The sequence below is a fragment of the Vescimonas sanitatis genome (genome assembly GCF_049060325.1).
Lineage (GTDB): Bacteria > Bacillota > Clostridia > Oscillospirales > Oscillospiraceae > Vescimonas > Vescimonas sanitatis.
The window spans coordinates 70,292-91,374 of record NZ_JBMGPW010000006.1 but is presented as its reverse complement, the minus strand read 5'-3'; the positions used below and the strand labels follow the sequence as shown (position 1 = coordinate 91,374).

The following is a 21,083-nucleotide window of genomic DNA, read 5'->3' as shown; positions in this document are numbered from 1 at the left end:
CATTCGGGTGCTGCGCACCCATTTGATTTTACCAGATAAGTTCACACTCTGTCAACATATTTGTGTCTCTGAATGGTGTTCAATAGCGCATTTCCTTGTTTTTCATCCATACACTTTCCCCTATTTTTTGGCGCATTTGCATCATTTTCATGTATTTTTCATGCGGTTTTCTGTCAGAAGCCTGCTGTTTTGCTATAATAAACTTTTCTTTTGGCGAAATCTGTTTTTTGTCTGACTGCAGCAAAAGAGACAGGCTTCTGCCTGTCTCTCTCGCTTACCTTATAACTTATGGCACTCGTCAGATCTTCTGCTTCTCATCCACGATCTGGCGCAGCTTGGCGGAGAAGTCCTCCAGCGTCATGGCGCCCAGATCCTCGCCCTTGCGGGTACGGACGGAGACGGTGCCGTTCTCCATGTCGCGGTCGCCAACCACCAGCATGAAGGGGATCTTCTCCAGGGTAGCCTCGCGGATCTTCTTGCCGATCTTCTCGTTGCGGCTGTCCACCTCCACGCGGAAGCCCTGCTTGCGCAGCTCCGCGGCCTGCTGCACGCAGTAGTCGGCAGCGCGGTCAGTAATAGGCAGGAAGCGTACCTGCTCGGGCATCATCCAGGTGGGCAGCGCACCGGCGTACTCCTCGATCAGGTAGGCCAGCGTCCGCTCATAGCAGCCCAGAGACGTGCGGTGGATGATATAGGGCAGGGCCTTGTTGCCGTTCTCATCGATATAGTACATGCCGAAGCGCTCCGCCAGCAGCATATCGATCTGGATGGTGACAAGGGTATCCTCCTTGCCGTACACATTCTTGTACTGGATGTCCAGCTTGGGGCCGTAGAACGCGGCCTCGTCGATGCCCACGGTGTAGTCCACGTTCAGATCCTTCAGGATGCGCTCCATGGCGGCCTGGGCGTGGTCCCACTGCTCCGCCGTGCCCTCGTACTTGTTGTTGGGGTTGGCGGGGTCCCACTGGGAGAAGCGGAACGTGCACTTTTCCAACAGGCCCACGGTGCCCAGGCAGTACTTGGCCAGATCCAGGCACTGCTTGAACTCCTCCTCCAGCTGGTCGGGGCGCAGCACCAGATGTCCCTCGGAGATGGTGAACTGGCGGACGCGGATCAGGCCGTGCATCTCACCGGAGTCCTCGTTGCGGAACAGGGTGGATGTCTCGCCCAGACGCATGGGCAGGTCGCGGTAGCTGCGGCCGCGGTTCAGGAACACCTGATACTGGAACGGGCAGGTCATGGGACGCAGGGCAAAGCACTCCTTCGTCTCATCGGCGGGATCGCCCATGACGAACATGCCGTCCAGATAATGATCCCAGTGACCGGAGATCTTGTACAGCTCACGCTTGGCCATCAGGGGCGTCTTGGTCAGCAGATAGCCACGCTGCTGCTCGGTGTCCTCCACCCAGCGCTGCAGCAGCTGGATAACGCGGGCACCCTTGGGCAGCAGGATGGGCAAGCCCTGGCCAATGCAGTCCACAGTGGTGAAATATTCCAGCTCGCGTCCCAGCTTATTGTGGTCGCGCTTCACGGCCTCCTCCCGCTCCTTCAGATAGGCTTCCAGCTCGTCCTTGCTGGGGAAGGCCACGCCGTAGATACGCTGCAGGGTCTGCCGGTTGGAGTCGCCGCGCCAGTAAGCGGCGTTGCAGGCGGTCAGCTTGATGCCGTTGCCCTTGATGCGGCCGGTGGAGTCCACATGGGGACCGGCGCACAGGTCCACGAACTCGCCCTGCTTGTAGAAGGAGATGTGGGCATCCTCGGGCAGGTCGTTGATGAGTTCCACCTTGTAGGGCTCTTCCTTTTCCTCCATGTACTTGACAGCCTCGGCGCGGGGCAGCTCGAAGCGCTCCAGCTTCAGCTTCTCTTTACAGATCTTACGCATTTCAGCCTCGATCTCGCCCAGGTCGTCCTGGGTGAAGGCGAAAGGCGCGTCCAGATCGTAATAAAAGCCGTTGTCGATGCTGGGGCCGATGGCCAGCTTCACCTCCGGGTGCAGGCGCTTGACAGCCTGGGCCAGGATGTGGGAGCAGGTGTGCCAGTAGGTCTTGCGGTACTGTTCGTTTTCAAACGTAAATTCCTTGTTGACTTCGCTCATAGTCTGTTCCTCCTTGTGATCGGGGCTGGATAAATAAAAATCCCCACCCCTGAATGGTATCAGGGGTGAGGTAATAGGCATTACTCCACGGTTCCACCCTGCTTACGGCCTGCGCAGCATTTTTACTGTCCGCTGCGGATGGCGGGATATCTTTCGTCGAGACAAGGCGCAGGAGCGCAGGAATACGGTCTGTATTTCAAGCTTCTGCAACGCAGTATCGGCGGAAGAGATCCGGCATACGCCGTCGCTTTCGATCGCTGTAACGGGCGATACCCGTCCTGCTCGTCGCAGGCGGCTCGGAAGTGGTACGGGCCGTGTCCTTGGCGGGGTGCTTTCAGCCGGGGGCGCCCCTCTCTTTGGCCGCGGAAAAACAGCTTCTTCTTCGTCACTGCCTTTTTGATGGCAATAAGTATAAACCGTTCGGCGCGGTTTGTCAACGGGTGGTTTCACGGGGGAAGGGCAAAATCAGCCGCGTGAAGCAAAAAGAGACATCCTTTCGGATGTCTCTTTTTGCTGGCGCGGAAGGAGGGATTTGAACCCTCGCGCCGCTTTTGACGGCCTACTCCCTTAGCAGGGGAGCCCCTTCGGCCACTTGGGTACTTCCGCATACATATTTATTTTCTGGCGGAGAGAGTGGGATTCGAACCCACGGATGCTTTCACATCGCCGGTTTTCAAGACCGGTGCTTTCGACCACTCAGCCATCTCTCCGTGCGTAAAAGCGTCTCTCGTGCCAAACGCGAGTATTATATTACCATGCGCCGACGCCTTTGTCAACAAAAAGCCTCGGAAGAAATTTGAAAAAAATTCAAAATAGGACTTGCAAACCGCCGAAAACTGTGGTATTCTAAGTGGGCTGTTTGAGGCACAACAGAATATCCGGGTGTGGCGAAGTTTGGTATCGCGCTTGAATGGGGTTCAAGAGGCCTCGAGTTCGAATCTCGACACTCGGACCACGTCGGAGCAGGTTTGTATGCTTGCTCCGACTTATTTTTTACATAGCGGAGAGGGAGATGGTGTTGTCATCTCCCTCTTTTTTGTCCGGCGAAGGACGCGAAAAAGCGCGGCAGCTGCCGCGCTTTTTCCTCTTCCTCCCTGCTCGGTCCTTCCTGAAAGAAGGTCCCCCTCGCTGTTAAGTGAATTTAGTATACCATGAATACGCCCGTTTGTCTATCCTTTTTGCGCGCCGCATCCAGCATTTGCCACTGTTTTTCATGCATATCGCGCTGTCGCGCGGCAAAACTACCGTTGCGATACCCAACAAGGGCATTTGCCCCACAACATGAAAGGAGAACACAACTATGTCTACCAAGAACAGCAACAAGCTGAATGTCCCCGAGGCCAAGGCCGCTATGGATCAGTTCAAGATGGAGGCCGCCTCTGAGGTCGGCGTGAACCTGAAGAACGGTTACAACGGTCACCTGACCAGCCGCGAGGCCGGCTCCGTGGGCGGCCAGATGGTCAAGAAGATGATCGAGTCCTACGAGAAGAACCTGTAAACGGCCCTTCCCGCACGAAAAAAGAACCGCCTTCGGGCGGTTCTTTTTTACGTTCTCACAAGGTGACCTCCGTGCCGTTGTTCACCTCGATGCGGTAGCCGCCGGGGTTGTATACATCCGTTCCGTTGCCCCGGAAGCGGCAGTCATCCAGCGCCGCATAGGAGTTCGGCGGCAGGCACAGAAGCTCCAGCGCCGTGGTGTTGTTCAAAAAGTCGATGTGCCTGATGGTATATGTATAGGAGTTGCTGTACGCGGAGTCGTACCGCGCGCCCACCCCGTTGCCGCCGATATACCCGCCGTGGAGATAGACCCAGCCGCCGTTCACGGCCAGCGCGCCCACGTCCCAGCCGGTTACGCGGCAGTTCTCCAGATAGGTGGGCGCTCTGGCGGTCACGCCGGTTCCGCCTCCGTCTCCCTCGAAGCTGACCTCCGAAAAGCGGACGTAGGCGTGGCACCGCTCCGTGTCGCTCAGGGGCGTCACCGTCACCGGCGCGGCAAAGGTGGTGCCGCTGCCCTTCAGCGTGACCGCGCAGCCCACCGACACCGGCGCGTCATAGGTCACGTCCGGCAGCTCCACCGTGATGGACGTGTCCGCGTCGTACTCCTCCGCCAGCCGATCCAGCAGCGCCTGCAGCTCCTGCGCCGTTTCCAGCGGCGCGTCCTCCGGCGTGATGCGCAGCGCCTGCTGCTCCTCAAATTCCACGGTCATGGTCAGGTGCAGCACGTCGCCGCTCTTCATGCGCAGCGTCCAGACCACCTCGTTGTGGGTGCAGGTGGGATCCGCACGCAGCCGCCGGTACAGCAGCGCCGGGGACTCCGGTGTTTCCTCCTCCGCGTCCCACAGCTTCACCCGGCTCACGCCCTCCGGCGCGGTGACGGACACGTCCCAGCTGTCCAGCAGCGCGGCGAAATCCTCCGCTGCGTAGTCCTGGGTCACGGCGTCCTCCACCATGACGGTGGCGGGGAAGTCCACCGTTCCGCCCGCCGGGATCAGCTCCGAGCGATACCCCACCGGGTCGGTACGGCCCTCGATGGACGGCGTCACAGCCGTGAACACATGGTACTCCCGTCCGTCCGCGCCGGTGTAGTAGGTCTGGCAGGCCGCCAAATAGGGATCCGGGGCCGGGTCGGTCGCAGCGGCCGGATCGGCTACGCTGTTCGGGCGCTGCGGCTCCGTTTCGGCGGCCGGCCACAGCCAGACGGCCAAAGCGGCCAGTACCGCGGCAAGGCACGCCGCCAGCAGGCGCAGGCGGCAGTACGGGCCGATAAACAGCGGGAACAGGCAGAGAAAAGTGGCAATCGAACACGGCGCACTTTTGACCGGGGAGGTAGGTAAAAAAGTAGATTTTCCTATAGGTTTATGATATGCTGTTCTAAAAAATAAATGGTAAACCGAAATATCATATAAAAGTAGTGGAGAAAAATGATGGATTTGTTGTGGAGGTATATGAAATGAAAAAGATTCTCGTATTATCACTTTGCTTTGTACTTGCACTATGGATGGCAGGTTGCGTCCAGAATAAAAATATCAATTTTGGGGATGTCACGATGAAAGTTGTAGAGGGAAGTGTAACTCCTTCAGGTTTGACAGTTCGCATTTCAAATAACACAGGAATTGATATCAATGGCGGGATCAATTACGATTTTTCTATTGAAAAAAAGGAAGATGATAAATGGTCACCAGTAAAAGAGATCGGCGATAGAACTACTGACACCGAAACATATATTTTTCAAGGAGAAAGAGATTTGAATATCAATTGGTCTGAAATATATGGTTCGCTTTCGGCGGGAGAATACAGAGTCGTTAAGTTCTTTTATCCATCGACAGAAGATGGCTCTTATGGTACAGACGATGGTTTTTACCTATTCGCTGAGTTCAGTATCGAGTAACAAATACGAATTTTATCGGGGAGCAGCAACCTCTGTCGGGGCTGTCAATGGTCGAGATGAACGGCGCACAAGTGCGCCGCCATTGACCGCCCCGCCCGGTCTTGCCCTGCGGTTATCAAGGCGGGCAAGCCCTAGGGGTGCTTGCCCGCCTCCTTTAATTTTGGGCGGAGGTCAGTAGCCGAAATTGGCCTCAAATTGAGGCCAATTTTGGCAGGGGCTTGCAAAGCCTAGATCCCTTGCAATCGCAGGCTTTCTGTGATACTATTTTGATACTAAGAAAACGAGGTGTCCTAAATAGCAGGTGAAATATTAACATATTTGCGAAAGTTTTTCTTGTGAAATCACTTCAAATACACCCACATATATTTGAATTTGCCGAGCAGCAATAATCTGGACCGCTTTCTGTCGGAGAACAATGAAAATTTCCGGGACACGCCGCTACAGCTGACGCTGCAGCGGCTCTATACCACCACCGGCCTCTCCAAGGCCGCGCTGGCCAAGCAGTCCGGTATCAGCGAGGTATATCTGCACCAGCTGTTCTCCGGCTGCCGCTTCCCCTCCCGCAACCGCCTGCTGTGCGTATGCTTCGGCCTGGGCGCATCGGTGGAGGACGCCCAGGACCTGCTGCGGCAGGCGCGGCACGCGCCGCTGTACACCCGCGACCGGCGGGACGCCATCATTCTCTATGGTCTGAGCCACAGCATGACCTTGTTCCAGATCAACGACAAGCTGTTCACCGAAAAACTGGATACCTTATGCTGACACCGACAGGGGAAACCGGGGAGAAAGCAAGAGGAGCGCCCATGTGGGCGCTCCTCTTGCTTTTCAGTCCGGCAGACGGCCCTCCGCCAGCAGCCAGGCGCCGGCGGCCAGCAGCAGCGCCTCCGGCGGAAGCCGCCCCCAGCGCAGGGGCAGGGGGATATCCTGCGGCTCGATGGCCGCGCCGTTCACCGCCGTCAGCCGCCGCTGCACGCACAGCACCGGGCGGGGCGTCAGGCCGGACAGCGTCAGGCTGCATCGGGGCGACAGGCCGCAGCCCACCACCTGCTGCGCCCGCAGAGGCGCGGCGGTATTCTCCTGGGGCAGCAGCACCGTGCGGCACAGCGGCGCGCGTCCCAACACCGCCAGCCGCGCCGTGCCGGGCCGGTCCAGCACCAACAGCTCCCAGCACCGGCGCAGCAGCACCGCCTCGTCCACCGGCGGTACGGACGGCGGCAGCCAGCGCCCCAGTCCGCCGCGAAAAAATGCCATATCGACCATGTACGTCTCACCTCCCGCGTAGTCTGCCGCGCTTTGCGCCGTCTTATGCCCCGGCGGAAATTTCCCCTGTCCTTTTCGCGCCGGATGTGCTATACTGTCAGGTAGCTTGTTTCAGGAGGTGCCGCCATGCCATTCCGCGCGCATTTACATACCGTCAACCGTCACCGGCGCCTGGTGCGGCACTATTGCTTCAAGCTGGGTCTGGTGTGGCAGGGTCTGACCCACGACCTGAGCAAATACAGTCCCACGGAGTTTTGGCGGGGCGTAAAATACTACCAGGGCTGGCGCAGCCCCAACGACCAGGAGCGCCTGGAAAACGGCGTGAGTCTGGCGTGGCTGCACCACAAGGGGCGCAACCGCCACCACTTTGAGTACTGGATCGACTACTGCCGCCGGGAGGATGGGACCATCTATATCGGCGGATGCAAAATGCCGAAAAAGTATGTGGCGGAGATGTTCTGCGACCGGATCGCCGCCTGCCGGGTCTATCAGGGCGACGCATATACGGACGCCTCCCCCTACGACTACTACCAGCGGAGCAAGGACCTGCGGCGGACGGATGCCAGCCGCTTCATGCATCCGGAGACGGCGGCGCTGCTGGACCGGTGGCTGCTGCTGCTGAAGGAGCGGGGGGAGGAGGCGGCCTTTGCCGCTATTCGCGCCGAATTGGCGGACAGCGCCTACTGACGGCGGAGCGCAGGCGCTTTGTTAAGAAGAAAACAATAGATTTTTGAACATTTCCCTTGCTTTCCATCACTATTTGTTTTACAATGTTTTGGTACATTTTGATGTGAGGTTGTCAACAACATGGCCCATCCCTATAAAACGCGGGAAGGCGGCGCCACCGTGACGGTGTTCGTACCCTACGACTGCCAGAACAACTGCCCCTTCTGCATCAACAAAAAAGAATACGCGGACTGCTCCGGCTTCAGTCTGGAGAAGATACTGGCAAGCATCCGGGTGATGGACGGCATCACTCCCCGGTGTGATTTTGTGTTCACCGGCGGCGAGCCGCTGGCCGACCTGAACGCACTGCAGCAGATGCTGGACGCCATCCCCGCCACCCACAAGATCTATATCAACACCACCTTCCCCGCCCAGACCCACACCTCCTTCGAGGAAATGCTGGCCTTTACGGAGAGGAACAAAGACAAGATCACCTGCATGAACATCTCCCGCCACCTGCAGCACTATGTGGAGGAAAGCCCTGACCAGGTGCTGGGGAAGATCGCCTGCCCCACGCGCATCAACTGCGTGCTGTACAAGAACTATCCGGCGGCGAAGCTGGTGGACTATGTGGAACGCTTCCTGCCCTACCGTATCCCCATCCAGTTCCGGTACGACTACACCGAGACGACACCGGAGAACCTGTACGAAGAGGAACACGACAAGATATTGCAGGACCTGAAGCGCCTGTTCACCTACAAGGGGCTGGACGGCTGCCGGATGCGCAACGGCTTCCACTTCGAATACAAGGGCCTGCACATGACGTACCACAAGACGCTGCCCTACTCCACCATTGAGGAGAAGGGGCCGGACGGCGTGACCTACGACATTCTGTACGACATCCTCATCAAGCAGAACGGCGAGATACACAGCGACTGGACGGGCGTGAAGATGGACGTGGATGCCTACCGCAGGGTGGTGTTCGAGCCCTACGACCTGAAGGTACTGAACGGGACCATTGACTTTTGAAAAAGAGACCGCTTTGCGGTCTCTTTTTTTCGGAACCCGCGGCGGGGTCGCTCCGTCATAGGTAGTGAAAGCCTTGGCGGAAAATAAATGGCTTGTTTGTATTTACCCCCTTTTACTTCCGCGCGGTTTGTATTATAATGATGTATTGAGCCGGTATCTCATATACCGGCGGGCAAAACAGTCTTGAGTGAATGATAAGGAGCAATTCTATGAAACGTTTTATGACCCTGCTGCTGGCCATGCTGATGGTCCTGTCCCTGGCCGCCTGCGGCGACAAGTCCTCCGCCACGGTGGATGCCGAGGGGCTGGGCAAGGCGCTGGCCGAGCGCGTACAGTTTGACAGCACCATGAGCGCTATCGACGCCGGAGACTATCTGGAACTGCCCGAGGGCAGCAGCGCTGCCGCCTATATGTCTGACGGCAGCACCATGGAGGAGATCTTTGTGGTGTCCTGCAAGGATAAGACGGACGCATCGGCGGTGAAGATCGCCATGCAGGAGCTGCTGGACAGCCAGACGCAGGAGGCCGGGCGCTACCAGCCCGAGGAGGCCGAGCGCCTGAACAACGCCGTTTTCGCCACTTACGGCACCTGCGTGGTGCTGTGCGTTACCTCTGACACGGATACCGCCAATGCGGTCATCAAGGAGTATGTAGGATGAGTCCGCGGTATGAACGGCGGCAGCGGGGCGGAGGCGGCGCGCTGCTGCTTCTGATCGCCGCCGCGGCGCTGGTGGTGGCGGTGCTGGCCATCTTCACCGATGTATTCAGCGGTAAAAAGGCGCCGGACAAGGATACAGACAGCCCTGCCGTCACCCAGCCCGCGGACGGCGAGCCTGACGGGACCGGCGACGCGGACAACACCGCGAAGGACCCGGAGGGCGATCAAAAGGGTGGTCAAAGCGGGAACGGCGATGGGAGCACTGATAAGCCCGCCGTGGCCACCACGAAGCCGGCAGCCTCCAATGTGATCACCACCGACGCCACGCCTTATCAGTCCGGCGGCGTATACATCGTGGGCAATGCCGGATATGAGATGTACAACTATGTGGGCTCCCTGGCGGAGAAGTACCAGTCCACGGTCAACGCCGTGGCGGACAGCCTCAGCGGCGTCAGCAATGTCTACGCCATGGCGATCCCCCTGTCCAGCAGCATTACCCTGCCGGACAGCCTGCTCAGCGACATACCCGGCAGCGATCAGGCACAGGCCGAAAAGGATATTCTGGCGGGAATGGGGCAGAATATAAAAACGGTGCCCCTGCATGACGCGCTGAACGCCCATCGGACGGAGTACATCTATTTCCGCACCGACCACCATTGGACGGCGCTGGGCGCCTATTACGCCTATGTACAGTTCTGCAACGTCAAGGGCATTACGCCCCACGACCTCAGCGACTATGAGGTGAGCCAGTACACGGGCTTTTTGGGCTCCTTCTACAACGACGGCGGCAAGCCTCAGGCCATGGCGGATGATCCGGATACGGTGAACGCCTATCATCCCGTCAGCAGCACCGCCGCCATGAAGTACGGCAGCAGCGAGGACAGCGAGCTCACCGGCGGCAAGGTGATCTTTGACGAGTCCACCGCAGCGGCCAGCCTGAAATACGGCGCGTTCATCATGGGCGACAACCCCTTCACCGTGATCGAGAATCCCGAAGTCAGCAATGGGCAGAGCTGCATCGTGGTGAAGGAGTCCTTCGGCAACGCCTTTGTACCGTTTCTGGTGGACCACTACCAGACGGTGTATGTGGTGGACTACCGGTATTACGGCGGCAGCGTCAGCGCACTGGCCAAGGCCAAGGGCGTGACGGACGTGTTGTTCGTCAACAACCTGTCCGCCATACGCGGCAGCTATCAGATGGGTAAGCTGGCCGGCGTGAAGTGACATCTGTTTTGAACAGGGCGGGCAAGCCCGCCCTGTTCCTTTTTCTGACTATCCGCAAAGGAGAGCACATCACATGGTATTCAGCAGCACCACATTTTTATTGGCGTTTTTGCCGCTGGTGGCTATTTTATACTATATCTGCCCACGGAAGCTGCGGAACGGGTTGTTGCTTGTCTTCAGCCTGCTGTTTTACGGCTGGGGTGAGCCGAAGTACATTCTGATCATGCTGTTCTCCACGGTGTTCGACTACTGCAACGGTCTGGCCATCGGCCGCTTTCGGAACAAGGGAAGGGAGGGCGGCGCCAAGGCGGTGCTGGTCATCTCTGTGGTGGGAAACCTGGCGATCCTGGGCTTTTTCAAGTACACGGATTTTGCCATCAGCAACCTGAACGGTCTGCTGGGCACAGCCATCCCGGCGCTGGGGCTGCTGCTGCCCATCGGTATCTCCTTCTACACCTTCCAGACCATGAGCTATACCATCGACGTGTACCGGGGGCTGGTGCCGCCCCAGCGGAACATCGTGGACTTCGGCGCGTATGTAACGCTGTTCCCCCAGTTGATCGCGGGGCCTATCGTGCAGTACAAGACGGTGGCCTACGACCTGGAGCACCGGCGGGAGTCGGTGAGCGAGGCCAGCGAGGGTCTGCAGCGGCTGGTGATCGGTCTGGGCAAGAAGGTGCTCATCGCCAACCAGATGGGCGCCATCTGGGAGGACATCGCCGCCATGTCGGACCCCACAGCGGTCACGGCATGGATCGGCGCCATCGCGTACACGTTCCAGATCTATTTTGACTTCTCCGGCTATTCGGACATGGCCATCGGCCTGGGGCATTTCTTCGGGTTCCATTTCCTGGAGAACTTCAACTATCCCTATGAGTCACGTTCCGTCACCGAGTTCTGGCGGCGGTGGCACATCAGCCTGTCCACCTGGTTCCGGGAGTACGTCTACATCCCCCTGGGCGGTAACCGCAAGGGCAAGGGTCGGCAGCTCCTGAACATTGCCATCGTCTGGCTGCTGACCGGCCTGTGGCACGGGGCCAGCTGGAATTTCGTGCTGTGGGGCGTATACTACGCCGTACTGCTGCTGCTGGAAAAGACGTTCCTGCTGAAGTGGCTGGACAAGGCGCCCCGGTTCGTAGGGCACGTGTACACCTGCTTCTGCTTCGTCATGGGCTGGGTGCTGTTCGCCATCACAGACCTCGGCGCGCTGGGGGCCTATGTGGGCCATATGTTCTCCGGAACCTTTGCCGACAGCACCACGGCGTACCTGCTGCGGTGCGGCTGGCTGCTGCTGGTCCTGGGCGTCATCGGCTGCACGAGCCTTCCCAAGCGGCTGTGGGAAAAGCGGGAACAGGCCCTCTCCCCCGCCCTGTCGGACGGACTGCGAACGGTGTGGGTAGTCGTCGTACTGCTGGTGAGCATGGCGTTCCTGGTGGGCGACAGCTACAACCCGTTTTTGTACTTTAGATTTTAAGGAGGCGGCGCTATGAAGAAACGAAGCGGCATCGCGCCGCTGATCGCCATCGGCGGCATACTGCTGGCGCTGTCTGTCGGCAGCTTTTTCCTGACGCCGGACCGGGCATTCTCGGAGAACGAGAACCGCTATTTGCAGCTGACGCCCAGACTCACCTGGGACCGCATCATGTCCGGCGACTTCATGGAGGACGTGGAGGACTATACCAGCGACCAGATCGTCTTCCGGGACTTCTGGACCGCCGCCCGGTCGGTGCTGCAGCGGGCCGAGGGCAAGGAGGACATCAGCGGCACCTATCTGGGCGCGGACGGGAGGTACTTTGCCAAGGTGACCGATGACAGCTTTGACTGGGTAAGGCTGGAGAAGAACGCCGGGTATATCCGGGATTTCTTTGCCGCCAGCGGCAAGCCCTGCACGGCGCTGATCGTGCCCAGCCCGGCCGGAATTCTGAGGGATATGCTGCCGGAGAACGCGCCGTATTTCAACGAGGACAAGGCCTTCGGCCGGCTGGGTGATATTCTGGGCGGTACGCTGCTGGACAGCCGGGAAACGCTATCGGCGGTGGACGATCCCTACTACCACACGGACCACCACTGGACCACCATGGGCGCGCAGGCGGCCTATACACTGTGGGCACAGGCCACGGGGCACACCGCCCGCAGCTATGACCTGACGCTGGCCACGGACAGCTTCCGCGGCACGCTGTACTCCAAGGTGCTGCTGCCGGACAGCGTATACGACAGCGTGTACTACGCGCCGGAGATCACGGTGGAGAGCGTGGTGTGCGACGGGAAAGACGGCGCGCTGTACGACCTGTCCGCCCTGGAGCAGAAGGATAAGTATGAGCTGTTTCTGGGCGGCAACTACGGCCAGTGCGTCATCACCACCGGCATTGAGAACGGGAAGCACTTGCTGCTGGTGAAGGACTCCTTCGCCAATTCCTTCGTACCGTTCCTCACCGGCGACTATGAGACCATCACCATGATCGACCTGCGGTACTACCGGGGCAGCATGGCAGAGCTGGCGGCGGAGGCCGACAACATTCTGGTGTTGACCGAGGTCACGAACCTGGCGGGCTCGGGAGACTATTTCAAGCTGAGTAAGTGAAAACAGGCGTGCGCTCCGCGCACGCCTGTTTTGTCCTCTTTACAAACGGCTGTTTTTTGGTATAATAGTAAGGCTAAGGAAATTTACAGGCACAAGGAGAGACGATATATGGCCGTTATCGAGTACGACGAGTATAAACAGAAACTGCAGGCGCTGGAGCCCACCCTGGGCGAGCTGGAGAAGGCGCTGGGTATCCCCAAGGCCCGTGAGGAGCTGGCCGAGCTGCAGAAGGAGACGGAGCAGGAAGGCTTCTGGAACGATCTGGAGCGCAGCCAGCAGGTGAGCCGGCAGGTGAAGCGCCTGGAGAACAAGATCAAGAAGCACGACAAGCTGGTCAGTGAATGGGAGGACACCCTGACCCTGTGCGAGATGGCCCAGGAGGAGGACGACCCCAGCCAGCTGGAGGAGGTCGTCAGCGGATATGAGACGCTGGAAAAGGAGATCAGCGAGCGCCGGCTGGCGGCGCTGCTCAGCGGTGAATACGACGCCAACAACGCCATTCTGACCTTCCACGCCGGCGCCGGCGGCACCGAGGCCCAGGACTGGACGGAGATGCTGTACCGGATGTACACCCGCTGGGCCGAGCGCCACGGGTACACCTACCAGCTGATGGACTATGAGGCCGGCGACGAGGCGGGCATCAAGTCCGCCACTATCCTCATCGAGGGCGAGAACGCCTATGGCTATCTGAAGAGCGAGAACGGCGTGCACCGGCTGGTGCGCGTGAGCCCCTTTGACGCCAACGCGCGGCGGCAGACCAGCTTTGCCGCGCTGGAGGTCATGCCGGAGCTGGACGACGACAGCGAGATCGAGATCCGTCCGGAGGACATCGAAATGCAGGCCTGCCGTTCCAGCGGTGCAGGCGGCCAGCATATCAACAAGACGTCCTCCGCCGTGCGTCTGACCCACCTGCCCACGGGCATCGTGGTGTTCTGCCAGACGGAGCGCAGCCAGTTCCAGAACCGGGACAATGCCATGAAGATGCTGCGGGCTAAGTTGGCGGAGCTGAAGCTGCAGCAGCACGCGGAGAAGATCAGCGACCTAAAGGGCGTGCAGATGAAGATCGAGTGGGGCAGCCAGATCCGTTCCTATGTGTTCATGCCCTACACTCTGGCCAAGGATACCCGCACCGGCTATGAGATGGGCAACATCCAGGCGGTGATGGACGGCGATATCGATGGGTTCATCAACGCGTACCTGACCGCCGCCGCTAACGGTGAGATCAAGAAATAAAGATTTTGGGAGGCCGCTGCGCGGCCTCCCTGTTTTTCCCCGGTGTACAAAAAGAAGCGGCTCTTAAGAGCCGCTTCTTTTTCATTCAGTTCAGCACTTCTCGAAGACCACCGCGGTGCCCATGCCGCCGCCGATGCACAGGGTCGCCAGGCCCTTCTTGGCCTCGGGACGCTTCTGCATCTCGTGCAGCAGGGTGACGATGATACGCGCGCCGGAGGCGCCTACGGGATGGCCCAGAGCGATGGCGCCGCCGTTGACGTTGACCTTGCTCATGTCAAAGTGCAGCTCGCGGGCCACGGCGATGGACTGGGCGGCAAAGGCCTCGTTGGCCTCGATCAGGTCGATGTCGTCGATGGTGACGCCGGCCTTCTTCATGGCGTTGCGGGAAGCGACCACGGGGCCGACGCCCATGATCTTGGGATCCACGCCGCCCTGGCCCCAGCCGATCAGCTTGGCCATGGGCTTCAAACCGTACTTGGCCACAGCCTCGCCGGAGGCCAGCACGATGGCGGCAGCGCCGTCGTTGATGCCGGAGGCGTTGGCGGCGGTAACGCGCTGGGTGCCCTTATCGGGAGCATCCTGGCAGCCGGTGGGCTCGAAGGTGTTGACCACCACGGGGTTGGGGGACTCGGGGCCCACGGGGAACGCGCCCTTCAGCTTGGCGATGCTGTCCGCGGTGACACCGGCCTTGGGATACTCATCCTTGGCGAAGGGAACCATTTCCTTCTTGACCTTGATCATCACGGGGACGATCTCGTCATCGAACCTGCCGGCGGCCTGGGCGGCCTCAGTCTTCTGCTGGGAGGCGGCGGCGAACTCGTCCTGCTCGCGGCGGGTGATACCCCAGATGTCGTTGATATTCTCGGCAGTGGTGCCCATGTGATAGTTGTTATAGGCGTCCCACAGGCCGTCCTTGATCATGGTGTCCACCAGCTTCTTGTCGCCCATACGAGCGCCCCAGCGGGCGTCCATGGAGGCAAAGGGAGCGGCGCTCATGTTCTCGGTACCGCCGCAAACCACGATGTCGCTGTCGCCGGCCAGGATGGAACGGGCGCCCTCGATGACGGACTTCATGCCGGAGCCGCAGACCATGCCCACGGTATAGGCGGGGACGGAATAGGGGATACCAGCCTTGATGGAGACCTGACGGGCCACATTCTGGCCCTGGGCAGAGGTCAGGATGCAGCCGAACATCAGCTCATCCACATTCTCGGGAGCCACGTTTGCGCGCTTCAGAGCCTCCTTGACCACCACGGCGCCCATTTCGGCGGCAGGGGTGTTCTTCAGGGAGCCGCCAAAGGAACCGATGGCGGTACGGCAGCAGTTAACAACATACAGGTCTTTCATGAAAGTTACCTCCTATAAAATATGTTGAAGATAGTATACAACAAAGGCTCGCGCCTGTCTATCCCTAATGATAGTCACAAATTTAACAATAGTCAATCCCAAATTGCAACTTCGTTAAAAAATCGTCAAATCGAGCATATCAAATGGCGGTTTCCCGTCATTTTGACGAAATGACGCATCCTCATGCCGCCGGTTCGGCGTCAGCTCCGGTATCGGCAGTGTCCTCCCCCGCCGTGTCGGTACCGGCGTCGGCGCTGTGGTCATGGCCATCATCGGCGGTATGACCACCAGCCTCCGCCATGGCGGCCTGCATCTCCGCGCGGAGCTCCGTCATCCGGTCATAGAAGGCTCCCACGTCCAGGCTGCTATACAGCTTGGCGTTGGACACCACGGAGGCGTTGGCCAGCCGGTCGCTCTGGACCTGCTGGAAATAGGCGTCCGCAGCCACGGACAGGTCCAGATCGGTACGCAGGATCACATAGCAGGAGCCATCGCCGTAGGGATCAATGACGGCGGTCAGCTCCTCCAGCTCCAGCGCCATGATGGCGTCGCTGAGGGGATCGCCCTCAGCGGCGGTCAGGGTAACGGCGCCCACAGCCTCCTGCTGCAGCTCCTCGCACATGGCGGCGTACTCCGCCGCCTTGTCCTCCGCCTTCTGCCAGCGCTCCAGCAGATCGGCGGCCATGGTCTCGGCATTTTCGCCGGTGAGGGTCAGCACATAGACGCTGGCATAGCCCTGCTCCTGGGCGTAGGCGCGGACGGCATCCTCGTCATACAGGCTGCCGCCGGGGCCATAGGCCGTTTGCAGGCTGCTGTTCAGGTATTGGGCGGCCAGCATACCGTCGAAGGTCTCCTCGCTGATGCCCATCAGGGCCAGCTGCTGCTGATAGCCCTCCTCGCCGTAAAGGGACACCAGCTTCTGCCGCTGGAGAGCCAGGGCGGCCATGTCTCCGTCGGTGAGGGCGATGCCCTCCTGCTCTGCCCAGGCGCGGGTGACGGCAAAGCGCTTGGCGGCGTTCACCGCCTCCAGCTTTACATAGTCGCCGTAGGTAATGCCGCCCTCGGACACGGCGGCGTTCCAGTCCACGTCCGGCAGCTGGCTCGCCAGATAGGTACAGACGTAGTCCACCCAATAGAGGTACTCCTCACAGGTGACGATCTGACCGTCGACGACCAGCATCTCGCCGTCCGGGTGAAGGCCGCTGGCCTGATACAGCAGGCCCTCGGTGCTCTTACCGCCCTTCATGCCGCCGGTGAGGGCAAACGCGCCCACCAGCATGACGGACACCAGCGCGCCCGCCAGAAAACGGATCCAGTTATTCTTCATGTTTTGCCTCCTCAGGGGACTGCGCCCCGTTCATTTGTTGTGTATCTGTCTGATGGAGCCGCAGGGCCTCCACCAGCGCGCCCGCGGCGGCCAGCGGTTCCTCCCCGGGCTGCATATACAGTGTCAGGCGGGGCGCTGCCCCGGCGGACAGCTGCGCGCGGCTGCGGTAGGCCGCCATGGTGCACACCGCCAGCAGCGCGGCGGCATCCACCCGATCGTCAAAGCTGAACACCAGCTGGCGGCCCTTCTGGGTGATATCGGTGACGCCGCAGTCCATAGCGGCGGCGCGGAGCAGCGCCACCTGCAGCAGCGCCGTCACCGGCGGCGGCACGTCGCCGTAGCGGTCCAGCAGCTCGTCGGTGAGCTCGGACTCGTCCTCCGGCGTGCGGAGGGCCGCGATGCGGCGGTAGAGGTCCATGCGCTGCCGGGCGGCGGGAACGTAAGACTCCGGGATATAGGCCGCCACGGTGATGTCAGCGGAGCACTCCACCCGGGCGGGGGCGGTCTTGCCCTGCTGCTCCAGCACCGCGTCGTTCAGCAGCTTCAGGTACATATCATAGCCCACGGACATCATGTAACCGGACTGCTCCGGGCCCAGCAGATTGCCCGCGCCGCGGATCTCCAGGTCGCGCATGGCGATCTTGAAGCCGGAGCCAAACTCTACATACTCGCGGATGGCGGTCAGACGCTTGGCGGCCACCTCGGTGAGCACCTTGCCGGCCCGGTAGGTCAGATAGGCGTAGGCCCGGCGGGGACTGCGGCCGATGCGGCCCCTCAGCTGGTGCAGCTGGCTCAACCCCATGTTGTCCGCGTCCTCGATGATCAGCGTGTTTACATTGGGGATATCGATGCCGGTCTCGATAATGGTGGTGCAGACCAGCACGTCGATCTCACCCTCGGCCATGCGGGCCATCACGTCGCTGAGCTGACCCTCGGCCATCTTGCCGTGGGCTGTCTCGATGGCAACGTCCTCGCCCAGCAGGTCACGGAGACGGGCGGCGGTGGCATCGATGCTGTCTACCCGGTTATGCAGGTAATACACCTGTCCGCCCCGGCCCAGCTCCCGGCGGATGGCATCCGCCAGAAGGCCCCAGTCATGCTCCAGCACATAGGTCTGGACGCTCTGGCGGTCCTGGGGCGGCTGCTCGATGGTGCTCATGTCGCGGATGCCGGACATGGCCATGTTCAGCGTCCGGGGAATCGGCGTAGCAGAGAGGGTCAGGGTGTCCACCTGCCGGGCCACCTGACGCAGACGCTCCTTGTGCGTGACGCCGAAGCGCTGCTCCTCATCGATGATGAGCAGCCCCAGGTCCTTGAACTGCACACCCTTGCCCAGCAGCTTATGGGTGCCGATGAGCAGGTCCACACGACCATCCTTCACCCGTTCCAGCACATCCTTGACCTGCTTGGGGGTGCGGAAGCGGGACAGGACCTCCACCGTGACCGGGAAGGCCCGAAACCGGGCGGCGGCGGTGGCATAGTGCTGCTGCGCCAGCACGGTGGTGGGCACCAGCAGCGCCACCTGCTTGCCGTCCAGGATGCACTTCATGGCGGCGCGGAGGGCCACCTCCGTCTTGCCGTAGCCCACGTCGCCGCAGAGCAGCCGGTCCATGGGCACGGGTTTCTCCATATCGGCCTTGATCTCCCGGATGGCGGTCAGTTGATCGTCGGTCTCCGTATAGTCGAAGGCCTCCTCAAACTCCTGCTGCCAGGGGGTATCCGGTGAAAAGGCGTGGCCGCCCAAGCGTTGGCGCTGGGCGTACAGCTTGATGAGCCCGTCGGCCAGGTCCTTGGCCGCGGCCTTGGCACGGCGGGTGGTCTTGGTCCACTGGTCGCCGGAGAGCTTGTTGAGCTTCACCTTTTCGGTGTCATCCCCGCCGCCGATATACTTGCTGACCAGGTCCAGTGAGGTGGCGGGGACGTACAGGCAGTCGCTGCCGGCGTACTGTATCTTGATGTAGTCCTTCTCCACGCCGTCCACCGGCAGGCGGATCATCCCGGCAAAGCGGCCGATGCCGTGGTGGATGTGGACCACCAGGTCGCCCACCTCCAGGTCGGCGTAGCTCAGCAGCCGCTGGCGGCTGTCGGGTTTGGGTGGGCGGGGCCTTTTGGCCTTGCCGGACAGGGCACGGGTCAGCTGCCCCTCCGTCAGGACAGCCAGCTTCAGGGCAGGCCACTCGCTGCCGGCGGACAGTGCCCCCACGGAGACGAGCGTCTGGCCCGGGGCGGGGACGGCATCGCCCTCCAGCGCCAGGGCGGCGGGGATATGGCGCCGCTGGAGAAACTCCTGCATATTACGGCAGCGGACCGCGCCGCCGCAGAGCACCAGCACGCCGAAGCCGGCGGTCAGATAGTGGGTGATGTCGGTGGCGGCGGCATCCAGGCTGCCGCCGTAGCCGGAGAGCTGCTTGGCGCTGACGTCCAGCAGCAGGCGGGGCGGCAGCAGATAGCGGCTGGTGGGCAGGCTCTCCAGCTGGCAGAGGGCAAAGCGGGAGAGCACCGTCTCCAGCTCCGGCTCCGTAAGGGTCAGGTCGCCGAAGGCGCCGGCCATGAGGCCGGCCTCCACGGCGGCGGTAACATCCTGGCGGGTCTGAAACAGAAAGGCCCGAAGCGTCTCCTGCACCCGGCCGGCCTCGCCGGCACAGAGGATGGTGTCCTGGGCTAGATAGTCAAACGCGGTGGTCTTGTCCGGGCAGACGGCGGCCATATAGCGGTCCGCGCCGGGTGGCGCGATCCCCTGGCGCAGCAGTTCGGCATCGTCCAGCAGACGCTGACGAATGGCGGCGTGCTCCTTCTTCAGGCGGCGGGCGGCATCCTCCATGCGCCCGGCGGCGTCGGCGGCGGTGGTCTCTTCGGCAAAGGGCAGCAGCTCGGACGCCGGCAGAATACACACCTGGCGGCGGTTCAGCACGCGGCGCTGTGTGGCTGTCTCGAATTCGCCCAGGCTATCCAGCTCGTCGTCGAAAAACTCACAACGCAGCGGGCGCTCCTCCCCGGGGGAGAACACGTCCAGAATACCGCCCCGCAGGGCAAACTGACCGGGCCCCTCCACCTGATCGGTGCGGGTGTAGCCGGCGGCGGTCAGACGGCGGCAGAGGTCCTGCACGTCGTACCGCGCGCCCACCTCCAGAGAAAAGGCGGCGGCGAGCAGCACCTCCCGGGACAGACAGCGCTGCACCAGGGCGGCGGCGGTGGTCACCACAACGGGGGCGTCGCCCCGGGCCATACGGTACAAGGCGGACAGCCGGGCATTCTCCCACTGGCGGCTGTAAGCGGCGGGGCGCAGCTGCAATTCGCGCTCCGGCAAGCACACCGGCTCCACGCCCAGCAGAACGCGGATATCCGCCGCCTGACGCTGAACGTCCTTCTCATCGGCACACAGGAGCAGCAGCGGACGCTTCGTCTCTGCCGCCAGCGCGGCGGAGAACATGGCCCGGTGGACGGGGGCAAGCCCCGTCACGGCAGCGCAGCAGGTAACGGCGCTGCTGTGCAGCGCCGCCAGCAGCTCCTGAAGCTGCGGCAGAGCAGATAACTTGTCTAACAATCCGGTCACGGGGCATCCCTCCTTTCCCCTCCGGCGGCACTTCGTGCCGGTCAGTTAAATCTGTTCATAGCCCGGTCCGGGCCTTCATCAATGACGGACAGGGCGGCATCGGCTGCACGGTCCAGGGCAGCGCGGAGGGTCTTGGCCTCCTCGCCCTGGGGCTTGCCGATGACCCAGTCGATCATCTCGTGATCCGGGTGATCGGGCATCCCCACACCCACCTTGATACGTGGAAACGCATCGGTGCCCAGGTGCTGAATGATGTTCTTCAGCCCGTTGTGACCGCCGGCGGAGCCGCTTTTGCGGATACGCAGCTTGCCCACCGGCAGGGACACGTCGTCGGAGATGACCAGCACATGGTCGGCGGGTACCTTGTAAAACCGCGCGGCCTCGCCCACGGACTCGCCGGAGAGGTTCATGTAGGTCTGGGGCTTCATCACCAGTATTTTATGCCCCTTGTAGTCCAGCATACCGGTCCATGCCTTGAAGCGGAGCTTATTCAGGGCAAATTTCTCCTTTTCCATCAGGCTGTCCAGGGCCAGCCAGCCCATATTGTGGCGGGTGGACTCGTACTTGCTGCCGGGATTACCCAGGCCCACCAGCAGCCACTCCACGCCTCCGCTGCCGTTCCGATTAAAAAACAAGGCTGTCGCCTCCTTGCATGCACAAAATAAGAGGACTGCAGACGCAGTCCTCTTATTATAGCACCGTTTTTCGGGTTTGGAAAGTAT

General features: G+C 61.0%; 18 protein-coding genes and 3 tRNA genes. 11 read left to right on the top strand and 10 right to left on the bottom strand.

The window, feature by feature from the left end:
* Nucleotides 1-79: 79 nt before the first annotated feature.
* The 4 genes from ACOMDU_RS08555 to ACOMDU_RS08540 all read right to left on the bottom strand — a co-directional run bounded on the left by ACOMDU_RS08555 (nt 80) and on the right by ACOMDU_RS08540 (nt 2,805).
* Nucleotides 80-244 (bottom strand): hypothetical protein, encoded by a 165-nt coding sequence (locus ACOMDU_RS08555; protein ID WP_421129953.1) that lies wholly within the window; start codon nt 242-244, stop codon nt 80-82.
* Nucleotides 245-298: 54 nt separating this feature from the next.
* Nucleotides 299-2,095, bottom strand: coding sequence for a threonine--tRNA ligase (gene thrS / locus ACOMDU_RS08550; RefSeq protein ID WP_421129952.1), 1,797 nt, complete (start codon nt 2,093-2,095; stop codon nt 299-301).
* Nucleotides 2,096-2,609: 514 nt separating this feature from the next.
* Nucleotides 2,610-2,701, bottom strand: a tRNA-Ser gene (locus ACOMDU_RS08545).
* A gap of 16 nt (nt 2,702-2,717) precedes the next feature.
* A tRNA-Ser gene (locus ACOMDU_RS08540) sits at nt 2,718-2,805 on the bottom strand.
* 168 nt (nt 2,806-2,973) lie between these two features.
* Here ACOMDU_RS08540 and ACOMDU_RS08535 point away from each other — a divergent pair.
* Together ACOMDU_RS08535 and ACOMDU_RS08530 are read left to right on the top strand one after the other, a co-directional pair.
* Nucleotides 2,974-3,050, top strand: a tRNA-Pro gene (locus ACOMDU_RS08535).
* A gap of 345 nt (nt 3,051-3,395) precedes the next feature.
* Nucleotides 3,396-3,593 carry an alpha/beta-type small acid-soluble spore protein gene (locus ACOMDU_RS08530; RefSeq protein ID WP_022135450.1) on the top strand — a complete coding sequence of 66 codons (198 nt, stop codon included), beginning with the start codon at nt 3,396-3,398 and terminating at the stop codon, nt 3,591-3,593.
* Between the two features lie 55 nt (nt 3,594-3,648).
* On the opposite strand, the gene ACOMDU_RS08525 is transcribed toward ACOMDU_RS08530, so the two are convergent.
* On the bottom strand, nt 3,649-4,800 hold the full coding sequence (locus ACOMDU_RS08525; RefSeq protein ID WP_421129951.1) for a hypothetical protein: 1,152 nt from the start codon (nt 4,798-4,800) through the stop codon (nt 3,649-3,651).
* Nucleotides 4,801-5,045: 245 nt separating this feature from the next.
* On the opposite strand from ACOMDU_RS08525, the gene ACOMDU_RS08520 reads away from it, so the two are divergent.
* Both ACOMDU_RS08520 and ACOMDU_RS08515 read left to right on the top strand, forming a co-directional pair.
* The gene (locus tag ACOMDU_RS08520) at nt 5,046-5,483 is read left to right on the top strand and encodes an immunoglobulin-like domain-containing protein (protein ID WP_421129950.1); all 438 of its coding nucleotides are present in this window, start codon (nt 5,046-5,048) and stop codon (nt 5,481-5,483) included.
* A 372-nt stretch (nt 5,484-5,855) separates the two neighbouring features.
* Nucleotides 5,856-6,245 (top strand): helix-turn-helix domain-containing protein, encoded by a 390-nt coding sequence (locus ACOMDU_RS08515; RefSeq protein ID WP_421129949.1) that lies wholly within the window; start codon nt 5,856-5,858, stop codon nt 6,243-6,245.
* A 63-nt stretch (nt 6,246-6,308) separates the two neighbouring features.
* Here the strand turns inward: ACOMDU_RS08515 and ACOMDU_RS08510 are convergent, their stop codons facing one another.
* Nucleotides 6,309-6,743 carry a hypothetical protein gene (locus ACOMDU_RS08510; RefSeq protein ID WP_418539805.1) on the bottom strand — a complete coding sequence of 145 codons (435 nt, stop codon included), beginning with the start codon at nt 6,741-6,743 and terminating at the stop codon, nt 6,309-6,311.
* Between the two features lie 126 nt (nt 6,744-6,869).
* Between ACOMDU_RS08510 and ACOMDU_RS08505 the strand changes: the two genes are divergently transcribed.
* From ACOMDU_RS08505 to prfB, 7 genes are all read left to right on the top strand, one after another.
* Entirely contained in the window at nt 6,870-7,430 is a 561-nt protein-coding gene (locus ACOMDU_RS08505; RefSeq protein ID WP_022135234.1) for a DUF5662 family protein, read from the top strand.
* A 120-nt stretch (nt 7,431-7,550) separates the two neighbouring features.
* Entirely contained in the window at nt 7,551-8,438 is an 888-nt protein-coding gene (locus tag ACOMDU_RS08500; RefSeq protein ID WP_421129948.1) for a 4Fe-4S cluster-binding domain-containing protein, read from the top strand.
* Between the two features lie 209 nt (nt 8,439-8,647).
* Nucleotides 8,648-9,097, top strand: a complete 450-nt coding sequence (locus ACOMDU_RS08495; protein WP_421129947.1) for a DUF4358 domain-containing protein — start codon at nt 8,648-8,650, stop codon at nt 9,095-9,097.
* Nucleotides 9,094-10,320 carry a DHHW family protein gene (locus ACOMDU_RS08490; RefSeq protein WP_421129946.1) on the top strand — a complete coding sequence of 409 codons (1,227 nt, stop codon included), beginning with the start codon at nt 9,094-9,096 and terminating at the stop codon, nt 10,318-10,320. Before ACOMDU_RS08495 ends, ACOMDU_RS08490 begins: the two co-directional genes overlap by 4 nt.
* 73 nt (nt 10,321-10,393) lie before the next feature.
* A complete protein-coding gene (locus ACOMDU_RS08485) occupies nt 10,394-11,794 on the top strand; it encodes an MBOAT family O-acyltransferase (protein ID WP_421129945.1) in 1,401 nt (466 codons plus the stop codon).
* Nucleotides 11,795-11,806: 12 nt separating this feature from the next.
* The gene (locus ACOMDU_RS08480) at nt 11,807-12,901 is read left to right on the top strand and encodes a DHHW family protein (protein WP_421129944.1); all 1,095 of its coding nucleotides are present in this window, start codon (nt 11,807-11,809) and stop codon (nt 12,899-12,901) included.
* A 108-nt stretch (nt 12,902-13,009) separates the two neighbouring features.
* Nucleotides 13,010-14,134: a peptide chain release factor 2 gene (prfB, locus tag ACOMDU_RS08475; RefSeq protein WP_421129943.1), complete on the top strand. Its 1,125-nt coding sequence runs from the start codon at nt 13,010-13,012 to the stop codon at nt 14,132-14,134.
* 90 nt (nt 14,135-14,224) lie between these two features.
* On the opposite strand, the gene ACOMDU_RS08470 is transcribed toward prfB, so the two are convergent.
* The 4 genes from ACOMDU_RS08470 to pth all read right to left on the bottom strand — a co-directional run bounded on the left by ACOMDU_RS08470 (nt 14,225) and on the right by pth (nt 20,996).
* The gene (locus ACOMDU_RS08470) at nt 14,225-15,481 is read right to left on the bottom strand and encodes an acetyl-CoA C-acetyltransferase (RefSeq protein ID WP_022135241.1); all 1,257 of its coding nucleotides are present in this window, start codon (nt 15,479-15,481) and stop codon (nt 14,225-14,227) included.
* Nucleotides 15,482-15,662: 181 nt separating this feature from the next.
* A complete protein-coding gene (locus ACOMDU_RS08465; protein WP_022135242.1) occupies nt 15,663-16,808 on the bottom strand; it encodes a hypothetical protein in 1,146 nt (381 codons plus the stop codon).
* The gene (gene mfd, locus ACOMDU_RS08460; protein ID WP_421129942.1) at nt 16,798-20,361 is read right to left on the bottom strand and encodes a transcription-repair coupling factor; all 3,564 of its coding nucleotides are present in this window, start codon (nt 20,359-20,361) and stop codon (nt 16,798-16,800) included. The genes ACOMDU_RS08465 and mfd overlap by 11 nt, the downstream gene beginning before the upstream one ends.
* A gap of 41 nt (nt 20,362-20,402) precedes the next feature.
* Complete coding sequence (gene pth, locus ACOMDU_RS08455; protein ID WP_421129941.1) at nt 20,403-20,996, bottom strand: aminoacyl-tRNA hydrolase; 594 nt, start codon at nt 20,994-20,996, stop codon at nt 20,403-20,405.
* Nucleotides 20,997-21,083: the final 87 nt, after the last annotated feature.

Excerpts from the sequence above, each read along its gene's own strand:
- thrS (WP_421129952.1), bottom strand. The coding sequence starts at position 2,095 with ATGAGCGAAGTCAACAAGGAATTTACGTTTGAAAACGAACAGTACCGC.
- ACOMDU_RS08530 (WP_022135450.1), top strand. The coding sequence starts at position 3,396 with ATGTCTACCAAGAACAGCAACAAGCTGAATGTCCCCGAGGCCAAGGCC.
- ACOMDU_RS08520 (WP_421129950.1), top strand. The coding sequence starts at position 5,046 with ATGAAAAAGATTCTCGTATTATCACTTTGCTTTGTACTTGCACTATGG.
- ACOMDU_RS08510 (WP_418539805.1), bottom strand. The coding sequence starts at position 6,743 with ATGGTCGATATGGCATTTTTTCGCGGCGGACTGGGGCGCTGGCTGCCG.
- ACOMDU_RS08505 (WP_022135234.1), top strand. The coding sequence starts at position 6,870 with ATGCCATTCCGCGCGCATTTACATACCGTCAACCGTCACCGGCGCCTG.
- ACOMDU_RS08500 (WP_421129948.1), top strand. The coding sequence starts at position 7,551 with ATGGCCCATCCCTATAAAACGCGGGAAGGCGGCGCCACCGTGACGGTG.
- ACOMDU_RS08495 (WP_421129947.1), top strand. The coding sequence starts at position 8,648 with ATGAAACGTTTTATGACCCTGCTGCTGGCCATGCTGATGGTCCTGTCC.
- ACOMDU_RS08490 (WP_421129946.1), top strand. The coding sequence starts at position 9,094 with ATGAGTCCGCGGTATGAACGGCGGCAGCGGGGCGGAGGCGGCGCGCTG.
- ACOMDU_RS08485 (WP_421129945.1), top strand. The coding sequence starts at position 10,394 with ATGGTATTCAGCAGCACCACATTTTTATTGGCGTTTTTGCCGCTGGTG.
- ACOMDU_RS08480 (WP_421129944.1), top strand. The coding sequence starts at position 11,807 with ATGAAGAAACGAAGCGGCATCGCGCCGCTGATCGCCATCGGCGGCATA.
- prfB (WP_421129943.1), top strand. The coding sequence starts at position 13,010 with ATGGCCGTTATCGAGTACGACGAGTATAAACAGAAACTGCAGGCGCTG.
- ACOMDU_RS08470 (WP_022135241.1), bottom strand. The coding sequence starts at position 15,481 with ATGAAAGACCTGTATGTTGTTAACTGCTGCCGTACCGCCATCGGTTCC.
- ACOMDU_RS08465 (WP_022135242.1), bottom strand. The coding sequence starts at position 16,808 with ATGAAGAATAACTGGATCCGTTTTCTGGCGGGCGCGCTGGTGTCCGTC.